Origin of the sequence: Rhodococcus sp. D-6 (assembly GCF_040256695.1) — a bacterium.
Lineage (GTDB): Bacteria > Actinomycetota > Actinomycetes > Mycobacteriales > Mycobacteriaceae > Rhodococcus > Rhodococcus pyridinivorans.
The window spans coordinates 5,063,218-5,083,486 of the sequence record NZ_CP132970.1; the positions used below are offsets into that span (position 1 = coordinate 5,063,218).

19 protein-coding genes are annotated in these 20,269 nt (G+C 67.2%); 10 read left to right on the plus strand and 9 right to left on the minus strand.

Annotated features, from left to right (window positions below):
• Positions 1-23 precede the first annotated feature (23 nt).
• Positions 24-722 (plus strand): ABC transporter ATP-binding protein, encoded by a 699-nt coding sequence (locus RBB84_RS23865; protein ID WP_350246947.1) that lies wholly within the window; start codon positions 24-26, stop codon positions 720-722.
• A gap of 240 nt (positions 723-962) precedes the next feature.
• Here RBB84_RS23865 and RBB84_RS23870 read toward each other — a convergent pair whose 3' ends face one another.
• Genes RBB84_RS23870 through echA20 form a run of 4 tightly spaced genes read right to left on the minus strand, consistent with a single transcriptional unit; the run spans position 963 to position 4,464 of the window.
• Positions 963-2,042 (minus strand): nitronate monooxygenase, encoded by a 1,080-nt coding sequence (locus tag RBB84_RS23870; protein WP_064256933.1) that lies wholly within the window; start codon positions 2,040-2,042, stop codon positions 963-965.
• On the minus strand, positions 2,039-2,797 hold the full coding sequence (gene ipdB / locus RBB84_RS23875) for a cholesterol ring-cleaving hydrolase subunit IpdB (RefSeq protein ID WP_024102905.1): 759 nt from the start codon (positions 2,795-2,797) through the stop codon (positions 2,039-2,041). Before ipdB ends, RBB84_RS23870 begins: the two co-directional genes overlap by 4 nt.
• Positions 2,794-3,672: a CoA transferase subunit A gene (locus RBB84_RS23880; protein ID WP_197481879.1), complete on the minus strand. Its 879-nt coding sequence runs from the start codon at positions 3,670-3,672 to the stop codon at positions 2,794-2,796. Before RBB84_RS23880 ends, ipdB begins: the two co-directional genes overlap by 4 nt.
• 30 nt (positions 3,673-3,702) lie before the next feature.
• Positions 3,703-4,464 carry a (7aS)-7a-methyl-1,5-dioxo-2,3,5,6,7,7a-hexahydro-1H-indene-carboxyl-CoA hydrolase gene (gene echA20, locus RBB84_RS23885; RefSeq protein WP_024102907.1) on the minus strand — a complete coding sequence of 254 codons (762 nt, stop codon included), beginning with the start codon at positions 4,462-4,464 and terminating at the stop codon, positions 3,703-3,705.
• A 124-nt stretch (positions 4,465-4,588) separates the two neighbouring features.
• Here echA20 and RBB84_RS23890 point away from each other — a divergent pair, with 124 nt between their 5' ends.
• Positions 4,589-5,806: an acetyl-CoA C-acetyltransferase gene (locus tag RBB84_RS23890; RefSeq protein ID WP_006550414.1), complete on the plus strand. Its 1,218-nt coding sequence runs from the start codon at positions 4,589-4,591 to the stop codon at positions 5,804-5,806.
• A 2-nt stretch (positions 5,807-5,808) separates the two neighbouring features.
• Here the strand turns inward: RBB84_RS23890 and RBB84_RS23895 are convergent, their stop codons facing one another.
• A complete protein-coding gene (locus RBB84_RS23895) occupies positions 5,809-6,516 on the minus strand; it encodes a hypothetical protein (RefSeq protein WP_064256931.1) in 708 nt (235 codons plus the stop codon).
• A gap of 52 nt (positions 6,517-6,568) precedes the next feature.
• Between RBB84_RS23895 and RBB84_RS23900 the strand changes: the two genes are divergently transcribed.
• Complete coding sequence (locus RBB84_RS23900; protein ID WP_024102909.1) at positions 6,569-7,162, plus strand: TetR/AcrR family transcriptional regulator; 594 nt, start codon at positions 6,569-6,571, stop codon at positions 7,160-7,162.
• Between the two features lie 16 nt (positions 7,163-7,178).
• Here RBB84_RS23900 and RBB84_RS23905 read toward each other — a convergent pair whose 3' ends face one another.
• The gene (locus RBB84_RS23905; protein ID WP_006550411.1) at positions 7,179-8,858 is read right to left on the minus strand and encodes a class I adenylate-forming enzyme family protein; all 1,680 of its coding nucleotides are present in this window, start codon (positions 8,856-8,858) and stop codon (positions 7,179-7,181) included.
• A gap of 236 nt (positions 8,859-9,094) precedes the next feature.
• Here RBB84_RS23905 and RBB84_RS23910 point away from each other — a divergent pair, with 236 nt between their 5' ends.
• From RBB84_RS23910 to RBB84_RS23930, 5 genes are all read left to right on the plus strand, one after another.
• Complete coding sequence (locus RBB84_RS23910; protein ID WP_064256930.1) at positions 9,095-9,904, plus strand: MaoC/PaaZ C-terminal domain-containing protein; 810 nt, start codon at positions 9,095-9,097, stop codon at positions 9,902-9,904.
• Positions 9,905-9,930: 26 nt separating this feature from the next.
• Positions 9,931-11,610, plus strand: a complete 1,680-nt coding sequence (locus tag RBB84_RS23915; protein WP_064256929.1) for an AMP-binding protein — start codon at positions 9,931-9,933, stop codon at positions 11,608-11,610.
• Positions 11,611-11,777: 167 nt separating this feature from the next.
• On the plus strand, positions 11,778-12,956 hold the full coding sequence (locus RBB84_RS23920; RefSeq protein WP_064256928.1) for a Rieske 2Fe-2S domain-containing protein: 1,179 nt from the start codon (positions 11,778-11,780) through the stop codon (positions 12,954-12,956).
• An 11-nt stretch (positions 12,957-12,967) separates the two neighbouring features.
• A complete protein-coding gene (locus RBB84_RS23925) occupies positions 12,968-13,237 on the plus strand; it encodes a hypothetical protein (protein WP_082921078.1) in 270 nt (89 codons plus the stop codon).
• Between the two features lie 37 nt (positions 13,238-13,274).
• Complete coding sequence (locus tag RBB84_RS23930; protein ID WP_064256927.1) at positions 13,275-14,078, plus strand: SDR family NAD(P)-dependent oxidoreductase; 804 nt, start codon at positions 13,275-13,277, stop codon at positions 14,076-14,078.
• 70 nt (positions 14,079-14,148) lie between these two features.
• Here the strand turns inward: RBB84_RS23930 and RBB84_RS23935 are convergent, their stop codons facing one another.
• The 3 genes from RBB84_RS23935 to RBB84_RS23945 all read right to left on the minus strand — a co-directional run bounded on the left by RBB84_RS23935 (position 14,149) and on the right by RBB84_RS23945 (position 18,036).
• Positions 14,149-15,201, minus strand: a complete 1,053-nt coding sequence (locus RBB84_RS23935; RefSeq protein WP_064256926.1) for a ferredoxin--NADP reductase — start codon at positions 15,199-15,201, stop codon at positions 14,149-14,151.
• A 116-nt stretch (positions 15,202-15,317) separates the two neighbouring features.
• The gene (locus RBB84_RS23940) at positions 15,318-16,664 is read right to left on the minus strand and encodes an MFS transporter (protein WP_006551942.1); all 1,347 of its coding nucleotides are present in this window, start codon (positions 16,662-16,664) and stop codon (positions 15,318-15,320) included.
• Positions 16,665-16,890: 226 nt separating this feature from the next.
• Positions 16,891-18,036 (minus strand): 12-oxophytodienoate reductase, encoded by a 1,146-nt coding sequence (locus RBB84_RS23945; protein WP_064256925.1) that lies wholly within the window; start codon positions 18,034-18,036, stop codon positions 16,891-16,893.
• Between the two features lie 280 nt (positions 18,037-18,316).
• On the opposite strand from RBB84_RS23945, the gene RBB84_RS23950 reads away from it, so the two are divergent.
• Positions 18,317-19,204, plus strand: a complete 888-nt coding sequence (locus RBB84_RS23950; protein ID WP_064256935.1) for an IclR family transcriptional regulator — start codon at positions 18,317-18,319, stop codon at positions 19,202-19,204.
• Between the two features lie 106 nt (positions 19,205-19,310).
• Entirely contained in the window at positions 19,311-20,177 is an 867-nt protein-coding gene (locus RBB84_RS23955; protein ID WP_064256924.1) for an alpha/beta fold hydrolase, read from the plus strand.
• Positions 20,178-20,269: the final 92 nt, after the last annotated feature.

Here is a 20,269-nt window from a genome sequence, read left to right on the forward strand (position 1 = left end):
TACCGAGAACGAAGGACTTCGACATGAGTATCTGCTTACGCAACATCGTCCTCAGCTATCCCGACGGTGACGGGCATCGACGCGTCCTCGACGACGTGGATTTCGAGGTCCGACGCGGCGAATTCGTGGCTGTGACCGGTCCGTCCGGGTCCGGCAAATCGAGCCTGCTCGCTGTCGCCGGCCTTCTCATCACCCCCGATTCGGGTCGTGTCGTTATCGACGGCAGCGACATGACGGGACTGGACCGTGACGAGCGCACGACCGTGCGACGCGAGAAGCTCGGATTCGTGTTCCAGCAGTCGAATCTGCTGCCCTCGTTGACCGCAGTCGAACAACTGCAGATGATGTCCCATCTCGCGGGCGACTCGGTCCGCGAGAGTCGTGCCCGTGCCACGGACCTGTTGTGTTCATTGGGTCTCGAAGGGCACCTGGACCGGCGTCCCCACCAACTGTCGGGAGGGCAACGGCAACGGGTTGCGATCGCGCGAGGACTGATGAACGACCCCTCGGTGTTGCTCGTCGACGAGCCCACCTCGGCCCTCGACGAGAACCGCAGCCGCGAGGTCGTGGCCCTGCTCGCCGATCTGAGCCGGGATCGGGATGTGGCGATCGTGATGGTCACTCACGACCTGAGCCGGCTGACTCTCGTCGACCGCGCCTGTGCCGTGCGCAACGGGACACTGATACCCCTGCCTGGCTCCGTGCCGAGCGCAATTCACTGAAACAGCGGCGAACTGTTGTCACGCGGTATCGGGAATCTTCCTGACCGGGCTGTGGCTTGGGCTTCGGCGGAGTGGGGTCGATTTTCCGGACCGCGGGAGGCATCGTGAACGACCCAGCGCCTGTGTCCGGCGACGCGCGGCGGAGTCTGCGCACGTCGGAACCGATCGAGACCGGTGTTGTTGTCGATTTCTCGCGGAAACTCGACAACAACACCGGTCTCGATCTGCTGGGAATCGGAATCAGGCGGCGGGACGCCCCTGATCGCGCAGGGCGGAGAGGGCGTCGATGCGCTCGACTGCCTCGGCGACGATGCGGTCGATCAGTTCCTGGCAGCTCGGCAGGTCGTCGAGCATGCCGACGACCTGGCCCGAGGCGAGCACACCGGCTTCGGTGTTGCCTTCCACGAGACCGGCCTTGAGGAGCATGGGGGTGTTGGCGGCCATGATGATCTGCTGCCAGGTGCGGTCGCTCGCCTTCTTCATGGCGAGGCCGTCCTTGACGATGGTCGACCACTTCATGCCCGTCATCGACTTGAACTTCGTCGCGTTCCGCGCGGCCGCGAGCAGTCCCTTCGCGTAGGTGGACTTCTCGAGGCTGTTCACCAGGTCGGTGTTCAGGACCCGGTGCGGCATGCCGTCGACCTTGAGTGACACCGTGGTGTCCTGCAGTCCCCGCGAAAGGTACTGCTGCTTCACCGAATCGGGAACAGCACTGTCGCTCGTGAGCAGGAACCGAGTGCCCATCGCGATGCCGGCCGCGCCGTAGGACAGCGCGGCCGCGAGCCCACGACCGTCGAAGAAGCCACCGGCGGCGACGACGGGGATGTCGACGGCGTCGAGGACGCTCGGCAGCAGCAGGGTTGTCGCGACGGGACCGGTGTGGCCACCGCCCTCGCCGCCCTGCACGATCACCGCGTCGGCGCCCCACGAGGCGACCTTCACGGCGTGCTTGGCAGCACCGATCGACGGCACGACGACGATGCCGTGATCCTTGAGCTTGGCGATCAGCTCCTTCTTCGGTGCGAGGGCGAACGACGCGACCTTGACCTTCTCGCGGATCAGCAGGTCGATGCGCTCACCGGCGTCCGAGGCGTCGGCGCGGATGTTGACGCCGAACGGCTTGTCGGTCAGCGACTTGGTCTTCGCGACCGCCGCTTCGAGTTCGGCGTAGATCATCGTCGCCGAGGCGAGGATGCCGAGACCACCGGCGTTCGACGTCGCGGCGGTCAGGCGGGGACCGGAGACCCAGCCCATGCCCGTCTGAACGATCGGGTGCTCGATCCCCACCAGGTCGGTCAGGGCGGTGCGCAGGACGGTCACAGCGAGACCTCGCGGTCGCGCAGACCCTTGGGGTCGATCACCTCGCGGATCAGACGCAGTTCCTCGAAGGTCGGCTCGCGGGTCACGCCCGCCTCGTCCAGGCCGGCGACCTCGAAGGAGGTGTTCTCCGCGACGGTGGACGCCTCGACACCCGGGTGCAACGAGAGCGCCCGGAAGGTGTGGTCGGGACCGCCGAAGTCGAAGACACCGAGGTTGGTGACGACCCGCGCGATGTCCAGGAAGCGGTACGCCGGGTTCTCGGGATCGACCTTGTCGTATCCGACACCCGAGACGATATCGACCGTGTCGACGAAGACGCGCGAGGAATGCTTGCCGACCCAGTAGCTGGTCGCGTGGTTGATCGTGTTGCCGGGAGCGCCGCGCACACCGAACATCTGGCGCGTCGGTTGCTGGAGCGGACCGAAGGCCGACAGGTTCTGGTTGCCGTACCGGTCGATCTGGTTGGCGCCCATCACGACGTGACGGCGACCCGACGCGACGACGTCGAACACCTTGCGGAACGGCATCCAGCCTTCGATCGGTGCCTTCGCGCCGAGGGCCGGGACGTCGGCGAGGATGAGTGCTTCACCGTCGGTGATCAGCAGGTCGGGCTCGGTGGTGAGCTTGGCCAGGCGTGCACCGATCTGCGGCAGTGTCGCCATCGGGCTCGCCATGATCTCGCCGGCACCCGAGAAGATGTCGGCGCATGCGATCGCGCAGTACTCGGCGCGGGTCACGGTCTCGGTGGTGGTCATGCCTGCTCCTGTGCGAACTTCTGGACTGCGGCCTGGTAGTCGTCCTCGCTGCCCGAGAGGAAGCGGTCGACGAATGCCTGCCATGCCTCGGGGTCCTTGGCGGACTCGGCGTAGTGGCGCTGGAACTTCTCGTCGCGGCCGTAGCTGTCGCCCGCGAGGGTGAAGTGCGCCCCGTTCGGTGCTTCGACGATCCCGTCGACCATCATGCGGTTGAGCAGGAGCTGCTGCAACGGAACCTCTTTCACGAGCTGCTCGGTCTCGACGATCTTCTCGACGGAGACGTAGCGACGTTCGGCGGCCATGCAGTAGAGGTCGTCGAAGTAGGGGTCCACGCCCTGGTAACCGGAGTTGCCGTGCTTGTCGCCGATGTTGAGGTGCACGAACGAGGCGTCGAGGTTCAGCGCCGGCATGGCGATGAGGGTCTCGGTGCCGTCCGGTCCGGGATACGGCGAGGTGACGGTCTTCAGTTCACCCTCCCAGAAATCGACCACGGCCGAACCCAGGCCCGCGCGGAGGGGCAGGAACGGCAGGCGCGCGGCGGCGGCTTCCAGGCCGCACTTGATCATGCCCTCGTCCATCTCACGGGCGATGATCTCGCCGGCCGTGCGGGCCTTGGAGAACCACGGGTCGTAGAACGGTGCCGAGTCGAGCGAGACGAATCCGTAGTACGCCTTCTTCACCTTGCCCGCCGAACACAGCAGGCCCAGATCGGGACCGCCGTAGGTGACGACGGTCAGATCCTTCACGTCCGAACGGAGGATGGCCCGCACGAGGGCCATGGGCTTGCGGCGCGATCCCCAGCCGCCGAGGCCGATGGTCATTCCGCTGCGCAGCTCGCCGACCACGTCGTCGAGCGACATTCTCTTGTCACGCATGGTGTTCCGAACTCCTGGTGGTGTGAGGCGTCAGCTGTTGCTGCGCGGCTTTCCTGTTGCGACGAACTCGTCGCGGTGCTCGTCGGCGATGCCGGCGAGATTCAGCTCGAAGGTGAAGCCCTGCTCGAGGCGGTAGCTCGTCTTCACGTCGACGGGGTCGATGCGGTTGATGGCTTCCTTCGCACGGCGGATGACGCGGGTGTCCTTCGCGGCGATCATCTCGGCGACCTCGCGTGCGGCGGCGTCGAGTTCGCTGCGCGGCACGACCTTGTACACCGAGCCGAAGTGCTCGAGCTGCTGCGCGGTGACGTTCTGCGCCGTGTAGTAGAGGGTGCGCATCATGTGCTGGGGGACGAGGCGCGCGAGATGCGTTGCGGCGCCCAGTGCACCGCGGTCGACCTCGGGCAGGCCGAAGACGGCGTCGTCGGAGGCGACGATGACGTCCGCGTTGCCGACGAGGCCGATGCCGCCTCCGACGCAGAAGCCGTTGACGGCGACGATGACCGGTACCTCGCAGTCGTAGACGGCGGCGAATGCCGCGGCACACCCGTGGTTGGCGGCGATCAGGGCGTCGAACCCTTCGGTGGCCTGCATTTCCTTGATGTCCACACCCGCGTTGAAGCCTCTGCCCTCGGCGCGCAGGATCACCGCGTGGGTGTCGAGACTGCGCCCGGCCGTGGTCACGGCCTCGGCCAGGTCGAACCAGGCCTGTGAGGGGAGAGCGTTCACGGGCGGGAAGTCGACGGTGACCGTGGTGATACCGGCGCTGTCGGAGGTCGAGGTGATGCCCATGGCATGTTCCTAACGTCTGTACCGAACCAAGCGATTGCTTGGTAAGTTAGCACAGGATAGCCGCCGGACCCAGAGGGTCGAAAGGCCGTAGGGTCGAGGTACGACCGATCATCGAGGAGAGAAGATGCCCGAAGCAGTAATCGTGTCCGCAGTACGGTCGCCGATCGGGCGAGCACGCAAGGGCTCGCTCGCGTCGATCCGCCCGGACGACCTGGCGACCCAGATGGTCGCCGCAGCGCTCGCGAAGGTCCCCGATCTCGATCCCACCGAGATCGACGACCTCATGCTCGGCTGCGGCCAGCCCGCCGGACAGTCCGGCTTCAACATCGCCCGCGTGGTCGCGGTGCAACTCGGCTACGACTTCCTTCCCGGCGTGACCGTCAACCGGTACTGCTCGTCGTCGCTGCAGACCACCCGCATGGCGCTGCACGCCATCAAGGCCGGCGAGGGCGACGTGTTCGTCTCCGCCGGCGTCGAATCGGTGTCGAGCTTCGTGACCGGCAACGCCGACGGTCTGCCCGACACCAAGAACCCGCTGTTCGACGACGCCCAGGCGCGTACCGCCAAGCTCGCCGAAGGCGGAGTGCCGTGGACCGACCCGCGCACCGAGGGTCTGCTCCCCGACGTCTACGTCGCGATGGGACAGACCGCCGAGAACGTCGCGTCCCACACCGGCATCTCGCGCGAGGACCAGGACCGCTGGGGCGTGCGCTCGCACAACCGCGCCGAGGAAGCCATCAAGAGCGGCTTCTTCGAGCGGGAGATCACTCCGGTGACCCTCGCCGACGGCACGGTCGTCAGCACCGACGACGGTCCGCGTCCGGGCACCAACTACGAGGCCGTCAGTCAGCTCAAGCCGGTCTTCCGCCCGGACGGCACGGTGACCGCCGGCAACGCGTGCCCGCTCAACGACGGTGCGGCCGCTCTGGTGATCATGTCCGACACGAAGGCGAAGGAACTCGGACTGACCCCGCTCGCGCGCATCGTCTCCACCGGTGTCTCGGGCTTGTCGCCGGAGATCATGGGTCTCGGACCGATCGACGCGACCCGCAAGGCTCTCGCCAACGCGAACATGGGCATCGACGACATCGACCTGTTCGAGATCAACGAGGCGTTCGCCGTGCAGGTGCTCGGTTCGGCGCGTGAGCTGAAGATCGACGAGGACAAGCTCAACGTCTCGGGCGGTGCGATCGCGCTCGGTCACCCCTTCGGGATGACCGGTGCCCGCATCACCGCGACACTCATCAACAACCTGCAGACCCACGACAAGCAGTTCGGCGTCGAGACGATGTGCGTCGGTGGGGGTCAGGGCATGGCGATGGTGCTCGAACGCCTCAGCTGAGCTCAGTCCTCCGAGTCGGTCGGGGGGTCGTCGGTCTGCCGCTTGCGCTCGTCCTGGCGCCGGCGGCGCGCGACCTCCCGGTTCGCGAGGACGGCCGCGAGCACGACCGGCCAGACGTACTTCGCCTTGTCTGCGACGGCCTTCACCCACTCGGGCACGGTGAAGTCGAACAGGGAGAATTCCGGCAGGGAGATGGTCGGCCACGGAATGTCGGGCCACGGAATGTCCGGCCAGGGAATGTTGATATCCCAGTCGGGCCAATCGATTTCGGGGATCGGGATCTGTGCGAGCAGCCAGAGCACGATCAGCGGCACGGCGACCCCGGCTACGGCGACCGCCGTGCGCTGGGCGGCGTATTTCCGGGGGTGCGCCCGGATCCATTCCTCGCGAACAGCCGCCTTGGATCCGGGCTCGGGGTCGAGGTCGACCCCGCCGATGCCGGTGAGGGCGGCTGCTGCCGCACCGAGTTCGGTGTCGTCGTCCCACCAGGTGACTCGTCGGGCCGGTCCGATGAAGGTGGGGAGCCTGACGGCGATCGCGCCGCGTTCGTGCCCGTCGAGGACGACCTTGTCGTCGGAGGTCTTCTTCGTGGCGATCTCCTCGCCGTCGATCGTCCAGGTGATCCTGCGGCCCAGCCCGGCATCGTCGATTTCCACGGCGTGCTCGGCGCTCTCCCAGGTGAGCAGCCAGCGCTCCGGAGTCTTCGGCATACAGTAATAATAGAGCGGACACTCCATCAATGGCATCCAGGGAGCCGGGGACATGGCACGTACGGTCGATCCGGTCCGGCACGAGGCGCGCCGCCTCGGGATCATCGACGCAGCTCTGACCTGCTTCGCCCGACACGGCTACGACGGCACGACCACGGCCGCGATCTGCCGCGAGGCCCGCATCGGGTCCGGAACCTTCTTCCACTACTTCCCCACGAAACTGTCGCTGATGGTGGCCGTTCTCGAACTGGGCACAGCCGAAAGCGTGGCGTGGTTCGAGGCGCAGAGCGGGCGAACCGACGCCACCCGTGTACTCGACGAATACGCCGTTCGGGCAGCAGAGGATGCGTCGGATCCCCGTACGGCCGGCTTCGTCCGAGCGGTCGGGGCTGTGATGACCCGGCCGGAGATCGCGGCTGCTCTCGACCGCGACGCCCGCGCGCTGCGCGACGGATTGCTTCCCTGGGTGCGGCTCGCGCAGCAGGCCGGAGAGATCCGGACCGACCTGCCCGCGGATCGGCTCGTCACCTGGCTACAGGCTTTGCTCGACGGCTACCTCGGCGTCGTCGCCGCCGAGACGTCCTTCGACCCCGTGCTCGAACAGGAAACGCTCCGCGACGCCCTGCAGCGCCTGCTCCGGCCGTAGATGTGCAGATCCGTCGTCACCAGTGGCCGTGGGTGTCGCGCCAGCCCTTGCGGATGATCTTCCCGGTGGCGTTGCGCGGCAACAGATTGCACGTCAGCGTCCATTGCGTCGGCACCTTGAAGTAGGCGAGACGCTCGGATGCGAAGGTCGTCAATTCCTCGACGGTGACCGTGGAGCCTTCGACGAGCACGACCACCGCAGCCACCTCCTGGCCCCATTCCGGGTGGGGCGCGCCGGTCACCATGCATTCGCGGACCGCCGGGTGCAGGGCCAGGACGCGCTCGACCTCCGACGGGTAGACGTTCTCGCCGTTCTGGTGGATGAGGTCGGCGCGCCGGCCCACCAGACGCAGACGGCCGTTCTCGACCACGCCGAAATCACCTGTGCGCAACCAGCGGTCGGGAGTGATCGCCTCGGCGGTCGCCGCCTCGTCGTCCCAGTAGCCGAGCATGACGAAGGGGCTGCGCACACACACCTCGCCCACGCGGCCGTCGGGCAGCCAGGCGCCGCTCTGATCCCGGATCTCGAGGCTCACCGTGATGATCGGCGCGCCCACCGTGCCGGGGAACTCCTCGAGTTCGGCGGCGGAGGCCACAGCGATCGACGTGCTGCACTCGGTGATGGTGTAACTGTCGACCATGGCATGCTTGCCGAACGGAAGCCCTTCGCGCAGAAGTTGTTTGAATTCCGGCGTCGAAGGTTCTGAGGACAGAGTGAACCGGCTCAGCGAGGTGAGGTCGTATCTGTCGAGATCTTCGTCCTCGAGCATCCGCGCCGCCATCGACGGCACGGCCATCCAGTGGGTGACCTGTTCCGCCTCGATGAGTTCGAGCACGGGACGCACGCCGTACCAGCCCTGGTTCATCACCACGGTGCTGCCGGTGGCCAGGCGCGGCACGATCGTGTTGTGCAGGCTCGTGATGTGGAACAGTGAGGACGTCAGCAGATAGCGGGAGTCCGATGGTGCGGACCGGTCGTATGTGCCGCCGGTCCAGATCGTCGCGATCGCGTCGAGGTACCGGTGGTAGTCGACCACTGCCAGCAGATTCCGCTGCGAGTGCAACGCACCCTTCGGATCCCCGCTCGTGCCCGAGGTGTACAGGAGGACGGCCGGATCGTCCTCGGCGACTCTCGGGGGCGGCGGCTGCGCGCCGTCGAATTCGGCGATGAGGCGCGGTAGATCCTCCTCGATCGACAGCACCACCGTCTGCGCACGGTCGATGCCGGCCACGGCCGCAGCACGCGGACCGTCGACGAAGAGCACCCGGGGTCGCGAATGACGGATACCGAATTCGAGTTCCGGTTGCACCCACCACGCGTTCAGGCCCACCGAGATCGCACCGAGGGCCTGCGTCGCCCAGAAGGCGGTGACCCACTCGGGCCGGTTCGCCGACAGGATCGCGACCCGGTCGCCCACGCCCACCCCGTACCGCTCGTGGAGCGCCGCGGCGAGGGCGTACGACATGCGCGCGTTCCGGGCGAAGGTGATCCGCTGATCGGTCGTGACCAGATACTCGCGGTCGCCCCAGGCGAGGGACTGCGAGAGCAGATCCGCCACGGCGACGTCGCGTCTGCGCATGACGGGTATCTCGGTGCCCAGGACGTCCTGCACGACGATCTCGAACTCGCCACCCGGACCGGTGAGTCGCGATACCAGCTGATCGAGGAAATGGGAGGGATCGGAGGGGATGGTCATCGCCTGTATCCCACCGGTGACCCTGCACGCTTCACGGACGTCCCCTCCTCCATCGAGTGCGTACCGCCAGAATCTCACGACGGGTCACCCCGACTTCGAATGTACCGGTGAGTGGGACGGGCGGTGACGGTCACCATCGCTCTCCCTAGCCTGTGACCTGGGCGTCTGTGGAAAAGCGAGGTCCTGTCTCCGTCGGGCCGCCGCCCGGCGCCCCTGTGAGAAAGGACCGAAGACGAATGACCGCAACGACGCCGACGCCCGCGCAGTGGCGAGGCCACGACCTGGGTGCCCGCACGATCCGCTACGACGAGCGGGACGCGATCCTGTACGCGCTCGCGGTGGGCGCCGGCGCGGCGGACCTCGATCTCGTGTTCGAGGACCGGCTGCGGGTGTTGCCGACGTTCGCCCTGACGCTGGCCCAGTGGGCACCGGATGCGCTCGGTGCGCTCGGTGCCTTCGACACGGCCACCGCGCTCCACGGTTCCCAGAGCCTCGAGGTGCTCGCACCGTTGCCACGCTCCGGGGAGATCGCGATGTCGGCGCGCGTCGGTGAGGTCTGGGACAAGGGCCGGGCAGCGGTGTTCGAGGTCGTCGTCGAGAGCGAGTTCTTCATCGCGACGTGGTCGTTGTTCGCACCGGGAGCGGGAGGTTTCGGCGGCGAGCGCGGACCGTCGGCGCCGTCCGCACCGGAGGGGGATGCCGACGTGGTCGGCACGCTCGCCACACGCGTCGACCAGGCGGCGCTTTACCGGCTGACCGGCGACCGGCACCACATCCACATCGATCCCGAGGCTGCGGCGCGCATCGGACAACCCCGCCCCATCCTGCACGGCCTGTGCACGCTGGCGGCCGCGACCCTGCCTCTGGCCGACATGCTCGGAGGGCACCCCGCCGACCTGAAGACGCTGTTCGGGCGCTTCGCGGCCCCGGTCTTCCCCGGCGATGCGGCACAGGTCCGCGCCTGGGGTGACGCAGCGGATGTTCGGTTCGACATCGTCACGGCGACCGGCGCCGTTCTGTCCGGCGGTCGCGCCGTTTTCGCTTGATCGCCACAACCGTCTGGAGGAAAGACTTGGACACGTTCGCAGATATAGTGCGCGCTCGTCACGGTGACCCGAAGGTGGGGTTGCGTTTCGAGGACCAACAGTGGACCTGGGGCGAGGTGGTTCAGGAAAGCGCCGATCGTGCCGCCGCGATCGTCGCGACCGTGCCTGCTCCCGCAGATCGGCAGCGCCACATCGGGGTGCTGCTCGAGAACGTCCCGGACTTCGTCTTCTGGATCGGCGCCGGCGCCCTGGCCGGAGCAGCCGTCGTGGGCATCAACGCCAGCCGCAGCGGCCCCGAGATCGCCCGCGACATCGCGCACGCGGACATCGACCTCGTCGTCACCGAATCCCGCCTCGCCCATCTGCTCGAGGACACCGGCCACGGACTGCCGGCCGACCGCATCCTCGACATCGACGACGATCGCTACGCGGAGTTCCTCGCGCCGTTCCGCGGTGCGGATCTGCCGGAGACGATCCCGTCCACCGACGACATCGCATTGTTGCTGTTCAGTTCCGGTTCCACCGGCGCTCCGAAGGCCGTGATCGTCGGCCAGGGCCGGCTCGCACGCCTCCTCGGTCCGCTCACCGAACGTGTTGGCATGCGCGAGGATTCGATCGCCTATCTGTGCATGCCGCTCTTCCACGGAAACGCACTCATGCTCAACCTCGGCACGGCCATGCGGGCCGGCGCGACCGTCTGCCTGATCCGGAGGTTCTCCGCGAGCCGGTTCTCCGACGACATCCACCGCTACGGCGCCACTTTCGTCAACTACGTGGGCCGGGCCCTGTCGTACATCCTCAGCCGGCCGGAAGACCCCCGCGACCGCGCGAGCACCCTCGAACTCGCGTTCGGCACCGAGGCATCCGAAGCCGACGTGGCCCGCTTTTCCGAACGCTTCGGCTGCACGGTCGTCGAAGGCTACGGGATGAGCGAAGGCGTCTTCCGCATCAACCGCACCCCCGACACCCCGACCGGATCGCTCGGGGTCGCCGTCGGAGGCGTCGATGTCCGGATCCTCGACGAGGACACCGGGCAGGAGTGCCCCCGCGCCCGTTTCGACGAGACCGGTCGCCTCCTCAACAGTGACGCCGTCGGACAGATCGTCGCGTGCGGTGCCGCCCACACCTTCGAGGGCTACTACAAGAATCCCGAGGCGATGGCCGATCGGGTCAAGGGTGACGACTTCTGGTCGGGGGACCTCGGGTACCGCGACGAGAACGGCTTCTTCTACTTCGCCGGAAGATCCTCCGACTGGCTTCGCGTCGACAGCGAGAACTTCTCCGCCACTCCCGTCGAGCGCATCATCCTGCGGGTGCCGGGCATCCTGTCCGCCCCGGTCTTCGCCGTGCCCGATCCCACGACCGGGGATCAGGTCATGTGCGCCGTCGAACTCGAGCCCGGCGCGGAGTTCGACCCGGCGGTGTTCGGGGCGACCCTCGCCGAGCAGCCCGACATGGGAGACAAGTGGTGGCCGCGATTCGTGCGCGTCACCGCGCAGATCCCGCTGACGGGCAGCAACAAGGTGAACAAGGCCCCGCTGCGGGCGGTCGCGTGGAGCACCCCCGACACGGTCTACGTGCGTGTCGGACGGACCTCCGAGTACGTCCTGCTCGACGACGCGGAACGCGCGCGCATCGAGCGGGAGTTCGTGGCCAACGGCCGGGCGGCCCTGTTGCCGACCACCGAACCTGCGCCGGTTGCATGATCGCGGTCCGGCCCGGTCTCACGACATCGGAAGGTCTCGACCAGTGAGATGTCCTCATCAGGGGTGATACCGATCACCTAGCGTTTCGGTCGTATCGCGACGGAATGCTCCAGCGGACTCCGCCGCCTGACCTCCTCAACGCTTCCCTCCCGAAAGGACGGACGACCGTGAGCATCGGCACTTCCGAACAATCCGAGATCCGCGAGATCGTCGCCGGGTCGGCTCCCGCCCGCTTCGCCCGGGGCTGGCACTGCCTCGGCCTGTCGAAGGACTTCAAGGACGGCAAGCCGCACTCGATCGAGGCATTCGGGACCAAGCTCGTGGTGTGGGCCGACAGCAACGACGAGATCAAGATCCTCGACGCGTACTGCCGGCACATGGGTGGGGATCTCAGCCGGGGCACGGTCAAGGGCGACGAGATCGCGTGTCCGTTCCACGACTGGCGCTGGGGCGGCAACGGGCGCTGCAAGAACATCCCGTACGCGCGGCGTGTTCCTCCGATCGCCAAGACCCGCGCGTGGCACACTCTCGACCAGGACGGCATGCTCTTCGTGTGGCACGACCCCCAGGGGAACCCGCCGCCCGCGGACGTGACCATCCCGCACATCGAGGGCGCCACGAGCGACGAGTGGACCGACTGGGTCTGGTACACCACCGAGGTCGACACGAACTGCCGCGAGATCATCGACAACATCGTCGACATGGCGCACTTCTTCTACGTGCACTACTCCTTCCCGGTCTACTTCAAGAACGTCTTCGAAGGCCACGTGGCCAGCCAGTTCATGCGGGGTCAGGCTCGTATGGACGCTCGTCCGCACGCGGACGGACAGCCGAAGATGCTCGGAAGCCGCTCCGACGCGAGCTACTTCGGACCGTCCTTCATGATCGACGATCTCGTCTACCAGTACGAGGGTTACGACGTCGAGTCGGTCCTCATCAACTGCCACTACCCGGTCTCCCAGGACAAGTTCGTCCTGATGTACGGCATGATCGTCAAGAAGTCCGATCGCCTCGAAGGCGAGCAGGCCCTGCAGACCGCCCAGCAGTTCGGGAACTTCATCGCGAAGGGCTTCGAACAGGACATCGAGATCTGGCGGAACAAGACCCGCATCGACAACCCGCTCCTGTGCGAGGAGGACGGCCCCGTCTACCAGCTGCGACGCTGGTACGAGCAGTTCTACGTCGACGTCGAGGACGTCGAGCCGGCGATGACCGACCGCTTCGAGTTCGAGATGGACACCACCCGTCCGGTGGCCGCATGGATGAAGGAGGTCGAGGAGAACCTTGCCCGCAAGGCAGCCCTCGACGAGCAGGCAGGCGCGCAGCAGTCCACCACGACGGGCTAGGAGCCAAAGACATGCAGAACCGGATGGAACCGTTGCGCTGCGGCGAATGCGCCGCGCAGGTGCTCGTCCAGAAGAACAGCTGGGAGCACACGTCCATCCAGTGGAACACCGACGCGCACCGTCGTTGTCCCGTCGTCCGGGACGACGACGGGCGCGACGGCCGCCCCGGTGCGCCCCGGATGTCGTGCACGCACCTCGACGCCGCGATCGCCAAGGCGGCCGCCTCGGGAGTCATCGAGGTCTTCGACGACACCCCGATCCGAGCCCCCATCGTGCAGTGACCTCTTCAGCTTCCGACTACCTCCCGAAGGACCAGTGATGACCGAAACCCTCGATCTCGACCGCTCGTACTACGGCCCGTGGGCCGTCGTCGCCGGGGGCTCCGAAGGCGTCGGCGCGGCATTCGCCGACGAATTGAGCCGCGCGGGTTTCGATCTCGTGCTCATCGCGCGTAAGCCGGGCCCGTTGGAGGAGACGGCGGACAAGGCACGGAGCAACGGCGTGCAGGTGCGCACCCTCGCGCTGGATCTGCTCGACGACGATGCCGTGGAAGAGATCCGCAAGGCGACCGAGGACATCGAGGTCGGCCTGTTCATCTTCAACGCCGGCGCGAACAGCTACGGCCACGAGTTCGTCACCGGCGACCTCGACGGGTTCCGCGGCGTGATCGAACTCAACGTCCACCGGCAGATCGAGTTGTCGCACCTGTTCGGTGGACCGATGAAAGAGCGCGGGCGCGGTGGCATCATGCTGCTCGGGTCGCTCTCCGGCTACATGGGTGCCGAACACCAGAGCATCTACGCGGCCTCGAAGGCGTTCAGCCGCGTCTTCGCCGAAAGTCTGTGGCTCGAGCTCGCACCGCACGGCGTGCACGTGGTCGAACTGGTACTCGGTGTCACCCGCACCCCGGCGATGGTGCGCGCGGGCCTGAACTTCGACATCCCGGGGATGCTCGTCGCCGAGCCGGAAGACGTTGCGCGTGAAGGTCTCGAACGCCTCCAGGACGGTCCCGTGTGGGTCGCCGGCGGCAACTACGAGGCTGCGGTCAAGCGCAGCGGATTCCCGCGCGACAAGCTCGTCCGAGGCGCGGCTGCCGCGATGCGAGCGCTCCTGAACCGCTGAGCTCTGCCGCTTCCTCTACGACTCGTCCCCGGCTGCGGAACGGCAGCCGGGGACGCTTCATTGTCGGGGGTCAGAAGTCGATGCGCACGTGCTTGCTTTTCGGCTTGGCCTGGCACGCGAGGACGTATCCGTTGGCGATGTCCTCCTCGTCGAGGATCGCGGACGGCGGGGTGTCGACGTCGCCTTCGACGACGGTGCACGCGCACGACCCGCACTCGCCTTCCCGGCACGAGTAGGGCACGTCGAGGCCCTTCGAGAGCATGATGTCCACGAGAGTCGCGCTGCGCGGCCAGACGAGGTCGTGTTCCTCGCCGTCGAGCTGCACCGTCACGGAGGCGGCGTCGGTGTCCGACTCGTCGATCTCGACGGCAGGTACGTCGGCGAACGGATCGCCGGACAGGGAGGTGAAGACCTCGGCGTGGATGCGGTCCTTCGGGACGCCGGCCAGCAGCAGGCCTTCGCGGACGGTATCCATGAACGGTCCGGGTCCGCACATGTACGCGCGGTGATCGGCGAAGGCAGAGACCAGGGTCGCGAGCTGCTGCGGCGTCGGCAGGCCCTGCACGCTCTCGAGCCAGTGCACGACGGTGAGGGCAGTGGCGTGCCGGGCGGCGAGTTCGCGCAGCCTCTCGGCGAAGATGACGGACTTCTCGTCGCGGTTGCCGTAGACGAGCACCACGTTGCGATTGCCGCTGTGGAGAGCCGACTCGAGGATGGACAACACCGGCGTGATACCGCTGCCTCCGGCGAACAGTACGAGTTTCTCGGTGAGATCGACCGGAGTGAACACGCCCGCCGGGGGCAGAACCTCGAGGGTTTGCCCTGCAGTGATGTTGTCGCACAGCCAGTTCGATCCGTATCCGTCGGCGGTGCGCTTGACGGTGACCTTGAGAGGCTCGCCGGTGTGGGGGGAGCTCGCGAGCGAGTAGCACCGTGCCACGGAACCGGTCCGATCGCTCGGGATGCGCAGGGTGAGGAACTGTCCCGGTTTGTAGGCGAAGCCCGCGCGGCGCTCTTCTGGCACGTCGAACACCAGCGAAACGGCGTCGGCGGTTTCCTGGACGACTGCACCGACGGTCAGTACGACGGAGCGTGAACCGACCGGTGTCTCAACGGCTGTCATCGCAGTGGTTCCCTTCGATACGAATACTTCTCGATCGGATCACCGTAGAACGCCGACGGACGCCGACGCCCGTCTCCTCCCGGTAATCGGGACACGGGAGGAGACGGGCGTTCGGATCAGGCGGTGCGCACGCTGCGTGGGATCAGCAAGGTGATCCCGATGGTCACCACGGAGAGCGCGATGAGCATGCCGCCGACCATGTTGATTCCCGCGAGTGGGGTCGCAGCGAACGCGAGCAGCATGGTCGCGATCGACGTTCCGACACCCTGACCCGCGGTACGCAGCACGGCGTTCGTGCCGGTCGTCTCGCTGGTGTTGTGCTCGGGCACGGACTCGACGATCAGGTTCGGAATCGCCGTGTAGGCGAAGGCGGTCGCGACCGACACCACGACGACCATCGCGGTCATGGCCACCACGGAGTGGTGCGCGGTGAGCATGACGACGACGCCGACGATGAACAGGGCGGTACCGAGCAGCATCGACGCGCGTGAACCCACCGCGGCGGAGATCCGGCCGCTCAGCGGAGTGCAGACGAATCCGAACAGGGAGCCGATGAACGAGAGCCAACCCGCGTGTGTCGCGCTCAGGCCCAGGCCGAAGTCGCCGGTGGACGGCGTCTGCATGATGATCGGAATGATCATGGTGACCACGCCCAGCGGTCCCACCGCGATCGCGACGGTGGCCAGCATCGTGAGCGAGAACTTGCGGTCGGCGAACAGGCGCACGTTGATGATGGGGGAGGGTGTGCGCAGTTCCCACCGCACGAGCAGGACCAGAGCGACGGCCCCGCCCAGGATGAGACCGAGGGTCCGCGGGTCCGACCAGCCCCATGACTGGGACTTGTTGACGCCGAGCAGGATCGCGGCGACCGCGCCGGCGAAGGTGACCGCACCGATGTAGTCGATCTTCTCGGAGGTCCCGGTGGGCCGGCGCCACGGGAGGACGAACCAGACGAGCAGCAGGGCGAAGATCGCGTACACGGCGGCGACGACGAAGATCATGTGCCAGCTGGCGTTGTCGATCAGCAGACCGGCGACGAGCAGCGACGCCGAACCGGCGGCGACCGCCGAGCCGGAGATCAGTGCGACGGCAACGGGAACGCGGGAAGCGGGAAGATGCTCGCGCGCCAGCCCGATGCACAGCGGCAGGATCGCACCGGCCACACCTTGGATCGCGCGGCCGATGATGATGCTGGTGAGGCTGTCACCGAGGGCGCTGACCATCGAGCCGAGCGCCGCGACGGCGAGCAGGACCATCAGGATCCGTTCCCGGCCGTACATGTCGCCGAGCCGGCCGCACACGGCGGCCGAGGCGGCCGAGACGAGGAGGAAGGCCGTCACCGCCCATCCGACCGTCGATGCGTTGCTGTCGAATTCGACGATCAACGTCGGGATCGCGGCGAACATCATCGATGTTTCGAACGCACTGATGATCTCGACGGCGATCAGGACCGACACGATCACCCATACCGGCTGCTGCCGGTCGAACCGGCTCCGCCCCTTCGGCGTTGCGGATTCCGGCTGGGAGAGGTCATTGGCGTAGGACGTCAAAGCGCATTCCAGACTCTCGGCGGCCCGATCGCGGGCCGTGTTTCCTGCCCCACGAATGGGAGTGGCTCGGATCACTTGGTATCGCAGGTGAGGGCTGTCACGCTGTTCTATCTCGCTGAGCGAGAACGATTTTGGTGGGTCAGATGAGCGCGGCCTCGTGTACTGCGCGGTCGAACTCGGGCAGTTCCGCGCCGTTGCGAAGGGTTGTCGCGAGCGACGGGTCGGCGAGATGGAGCCGACCGATGGCGATCAGATCGAACTCGTCGTCGCCCAGGCGTCGTTCGAGTTCGGGAACGTTGTTGCGCACAGGTGCGCTGCCCTGGAGGCGGCTCTCCCGCAACGTCGTTGCGATTCCGACGCTGCCTACGGCCATCGAATGTGCGCCGGTGACCTTCTTGGCCCAGCCTGCGAGTGTCAGGTCGCTGCCTTCGAAGGCCGGCATGTCGAAGCGGCGGATGCTCGCGTCGAAGACGTCGACGCCGGCTTCCTTCAATGGGGTGAGGACGGCTTTCAGTTCGTCCGGGGTGTGGGCGATCCGGGCTTCGTAGTTCTGTTGCTTGTGCTGCGAGAACCGGTAGAAGATCGGCAGGTCGTCGCCGATGCGCGCGCGGATGGCGGCGACCACCGCGGCGGGGAAACGGGTGCGGCGCTCGAGGTCGCCGCCCCATTCGTCGTCGCGGAGATTCGTTCCCTCCCAGAGGAACGCGTCGAGCAGATAGCCGTGCCCACCGTGCAGTGCGATGCCGTCGAATCCGACTCGGGCAGCGGCGGCCGCCGCGTCGATATAGGCCGCGACGACCTGCTCGATGTCCTCCACGGTCATGGCCCGCGTAGGCGCTGAGGCCCGGGAGATGTAGTCCTCGCCGTAGGACGTCACGCCGAGCTCGCCCCAGACTCCCGACGGCCGCATGGGGACGAGGTCGGGGTCGACATCTGCGGTCATCGCGCCCCAGAGGGGGCCGACGTGCCAGAGCTGGGGGACGATGCGTCCACCCTCGGCGTGAACCGCGTCGACGACGCGACGCCAGCCGTCGAGGGCTTCTTCGCCGTGCATGTGTGGCACGCGGGGATTGTCGACTGCTGTCGGGTGATCGATCGCGACGCCCTCGGTGAGGATCAGGGCCGTGCCGCCCGCGGCGCGTCGCCGGTAGTACTCCACGACATCCGGGCCGGGCACGCCACCCGGCGAGTGCGAGCGGGTCATCGGCGACATCACGATGCGGTTGCGGAGCTCGAGGGAACGGACCGTCAGGGGACGGAAGAGGGCGGACTCGGTATCCGGCATCGTGGTCTCGACTCTTTCGGCTCGTGCGGGCGACGGGTGCAGGCGGGTTCGGCCCACATCCGAGGTTGTACCCACCGCCCGGTCCGCGGGACAGGGACCTCCTGCTCAGTGAGACGTGCCGGCGGAAGCGCGAGGGGAGGGACGTAGATCGCGGGAGCATCGAGTCCGCTGATCGGGAATTGTGCGACAGGTCACTCGCCTTGTACCCTGGGCATCACTCACAAGAATCAATTTCAATTCTTGCTTTCGTGGGTGATCGGATTCCGGAGAAAGGGTGACGATGTCCGAGGCGCAACGTACGCAGGTCTCCCAGGCACCGAAGCGCGAACTGCCTGCATCGATGGTCGAGCGAATGACCCTCATCCTCGATGCCTTCGACGATCTCTCGTCGCGGCTCACCCTGGAAGAAGTCGCGTGCCGCACCCGGCTTCCGCGCTCGACGGTCCACCGCATCCTCGACCAGATGGTGCGACTCGACTGGATCGACCACGCGTCGTTCGGGTATTGCCTCGGACGTCGTGCGAAGCCCATGGGAGAGGGCGACAGTGGGCACATCCGCGTCCGTGAGGCCGCGGCACCGCTCCTCCACGAACTGCACATGACCACCGGGATGGTCGCGCACCTGTCCGTGCTCGACGGGCCCGACTGCGTCTACCTCGACAAGATCGGCGGCCAGCTCGCCGCGGCACTGCCGTCGCGGGTCGGCGGACGTGTCCCCGCCTACGTCACCGCCGGCGGCAAGGCGCTGCTCGCCGGACTCGAGCCGGAGCAGGTCGATGCCCTCTACCCCGGCCCGCAACTGCCGCGTCGCACCGAGCGGACCATCACCGATCTGTCGACCCTGCACCTCGAACTCAACCGCATCCGCCGTCGCCACGGTCTGGCCTTCGAGACCGGAGAGGCCACCGCCGGTATGTCCTGTGCGGGCGCCGCGATCCGCAGCCCTGCATCGTCGGTCGCCGCGATCTCCCTGTGCGGTCCCACCCGCCCCGGACACCTCGAACGCATCGCGCCGCTGGTCGCCGATGCGGTCCGCACGATCTCGCGCACGCTCTATCCCGAACTCGACACCCCTCGACGCAATCGCGCCGCACGCACGTCCGGAGCGTCGTGGTCGCCGCAGGTCATGGAGCGAATGCTCGCCACGCAGTCGAACGGCTGGATCTGACGGCCGGAGCCGGGCAACATCACGCACCACCCCGCGGCGGGCGGAACATCCCGGTGATCGGGAACGTTCGAGCCGCGTGAGGTGGATCACTGGAAACCTTCTCGTCATGACGACGGTATCGACTTTCGAGAACACGGCGAGAGAACTCGCGACCGACCGCGGCACCCTCCGCTACCACGAAGCCGGTCAGGGTGAACCACTCCTGCTGCTCCACGGCTCCGGACCGGGCGTCACCGGCTGGCGGAACTACCGCGGTGTGCTCGCCGATCTCGCCGAGCACTACCGGTGCCTCGTCCTGGAGTTCCCCGGCTTCGGCGTGAGCGACCCGTGCGAAGGACACCCGATGGCGATGGCCTCGGTCGCGGTGACCGACTTCCTCGACGGACTCGGCCTCGACCGCGTGTCGATCATCGGGAACTCGATGGGCGGCATCGTCGGGACGCAGTTCGCGATCGCGCAGCCCGAGCGGGTGAAGAAGCTCGTCACCATCGGAGGCGCCGGCCGTTCGGTCTTCGCGCCGTCGCCGGGCGAGGGCATCCGGCTGCTCATGGAGTTCACGGACGACCCCACGCGCGACAAGCTCGTCCGTTGGCTGCGGTCGATGGTCTACGACCCCGCGATCGTCACCGAGGAACTCATCGAGGAGCGGTGGGCACTGGCCACCGAACCGAAGACCCTCGAGATCGCCCGACGCATGTACAGCACCGCGGCCTTCGCTGCGGGCGCGAAGGCCGCTGCCGCCTCCGACGCCACCCCGTACTGGGCGCAGCTCCACAAGATCACCGCGCCGGTGCTGCTGACCTGGGGTCGCGACGACCGTGTCAGCCCCGTCGACATGGCGATGCTTCCCATGCGCGAACTGCGCCGCGGCGAGCTCCACGTCTTCCCCAACTGCGGCCACTGGACGATGATCGAGGCGCGCGAGGCGTGGCTGTCGGCGGTGCTCGCGTTCCTTCGCCGCGACGACGCGTAGGCCCCGTCCGCGCGGACTCGTAACCCGCCCCCGCTCAGCCCCATCGACCGCTCCCGCTCAGTGGAAAAACGACGATACGGGAGCGGTCCACC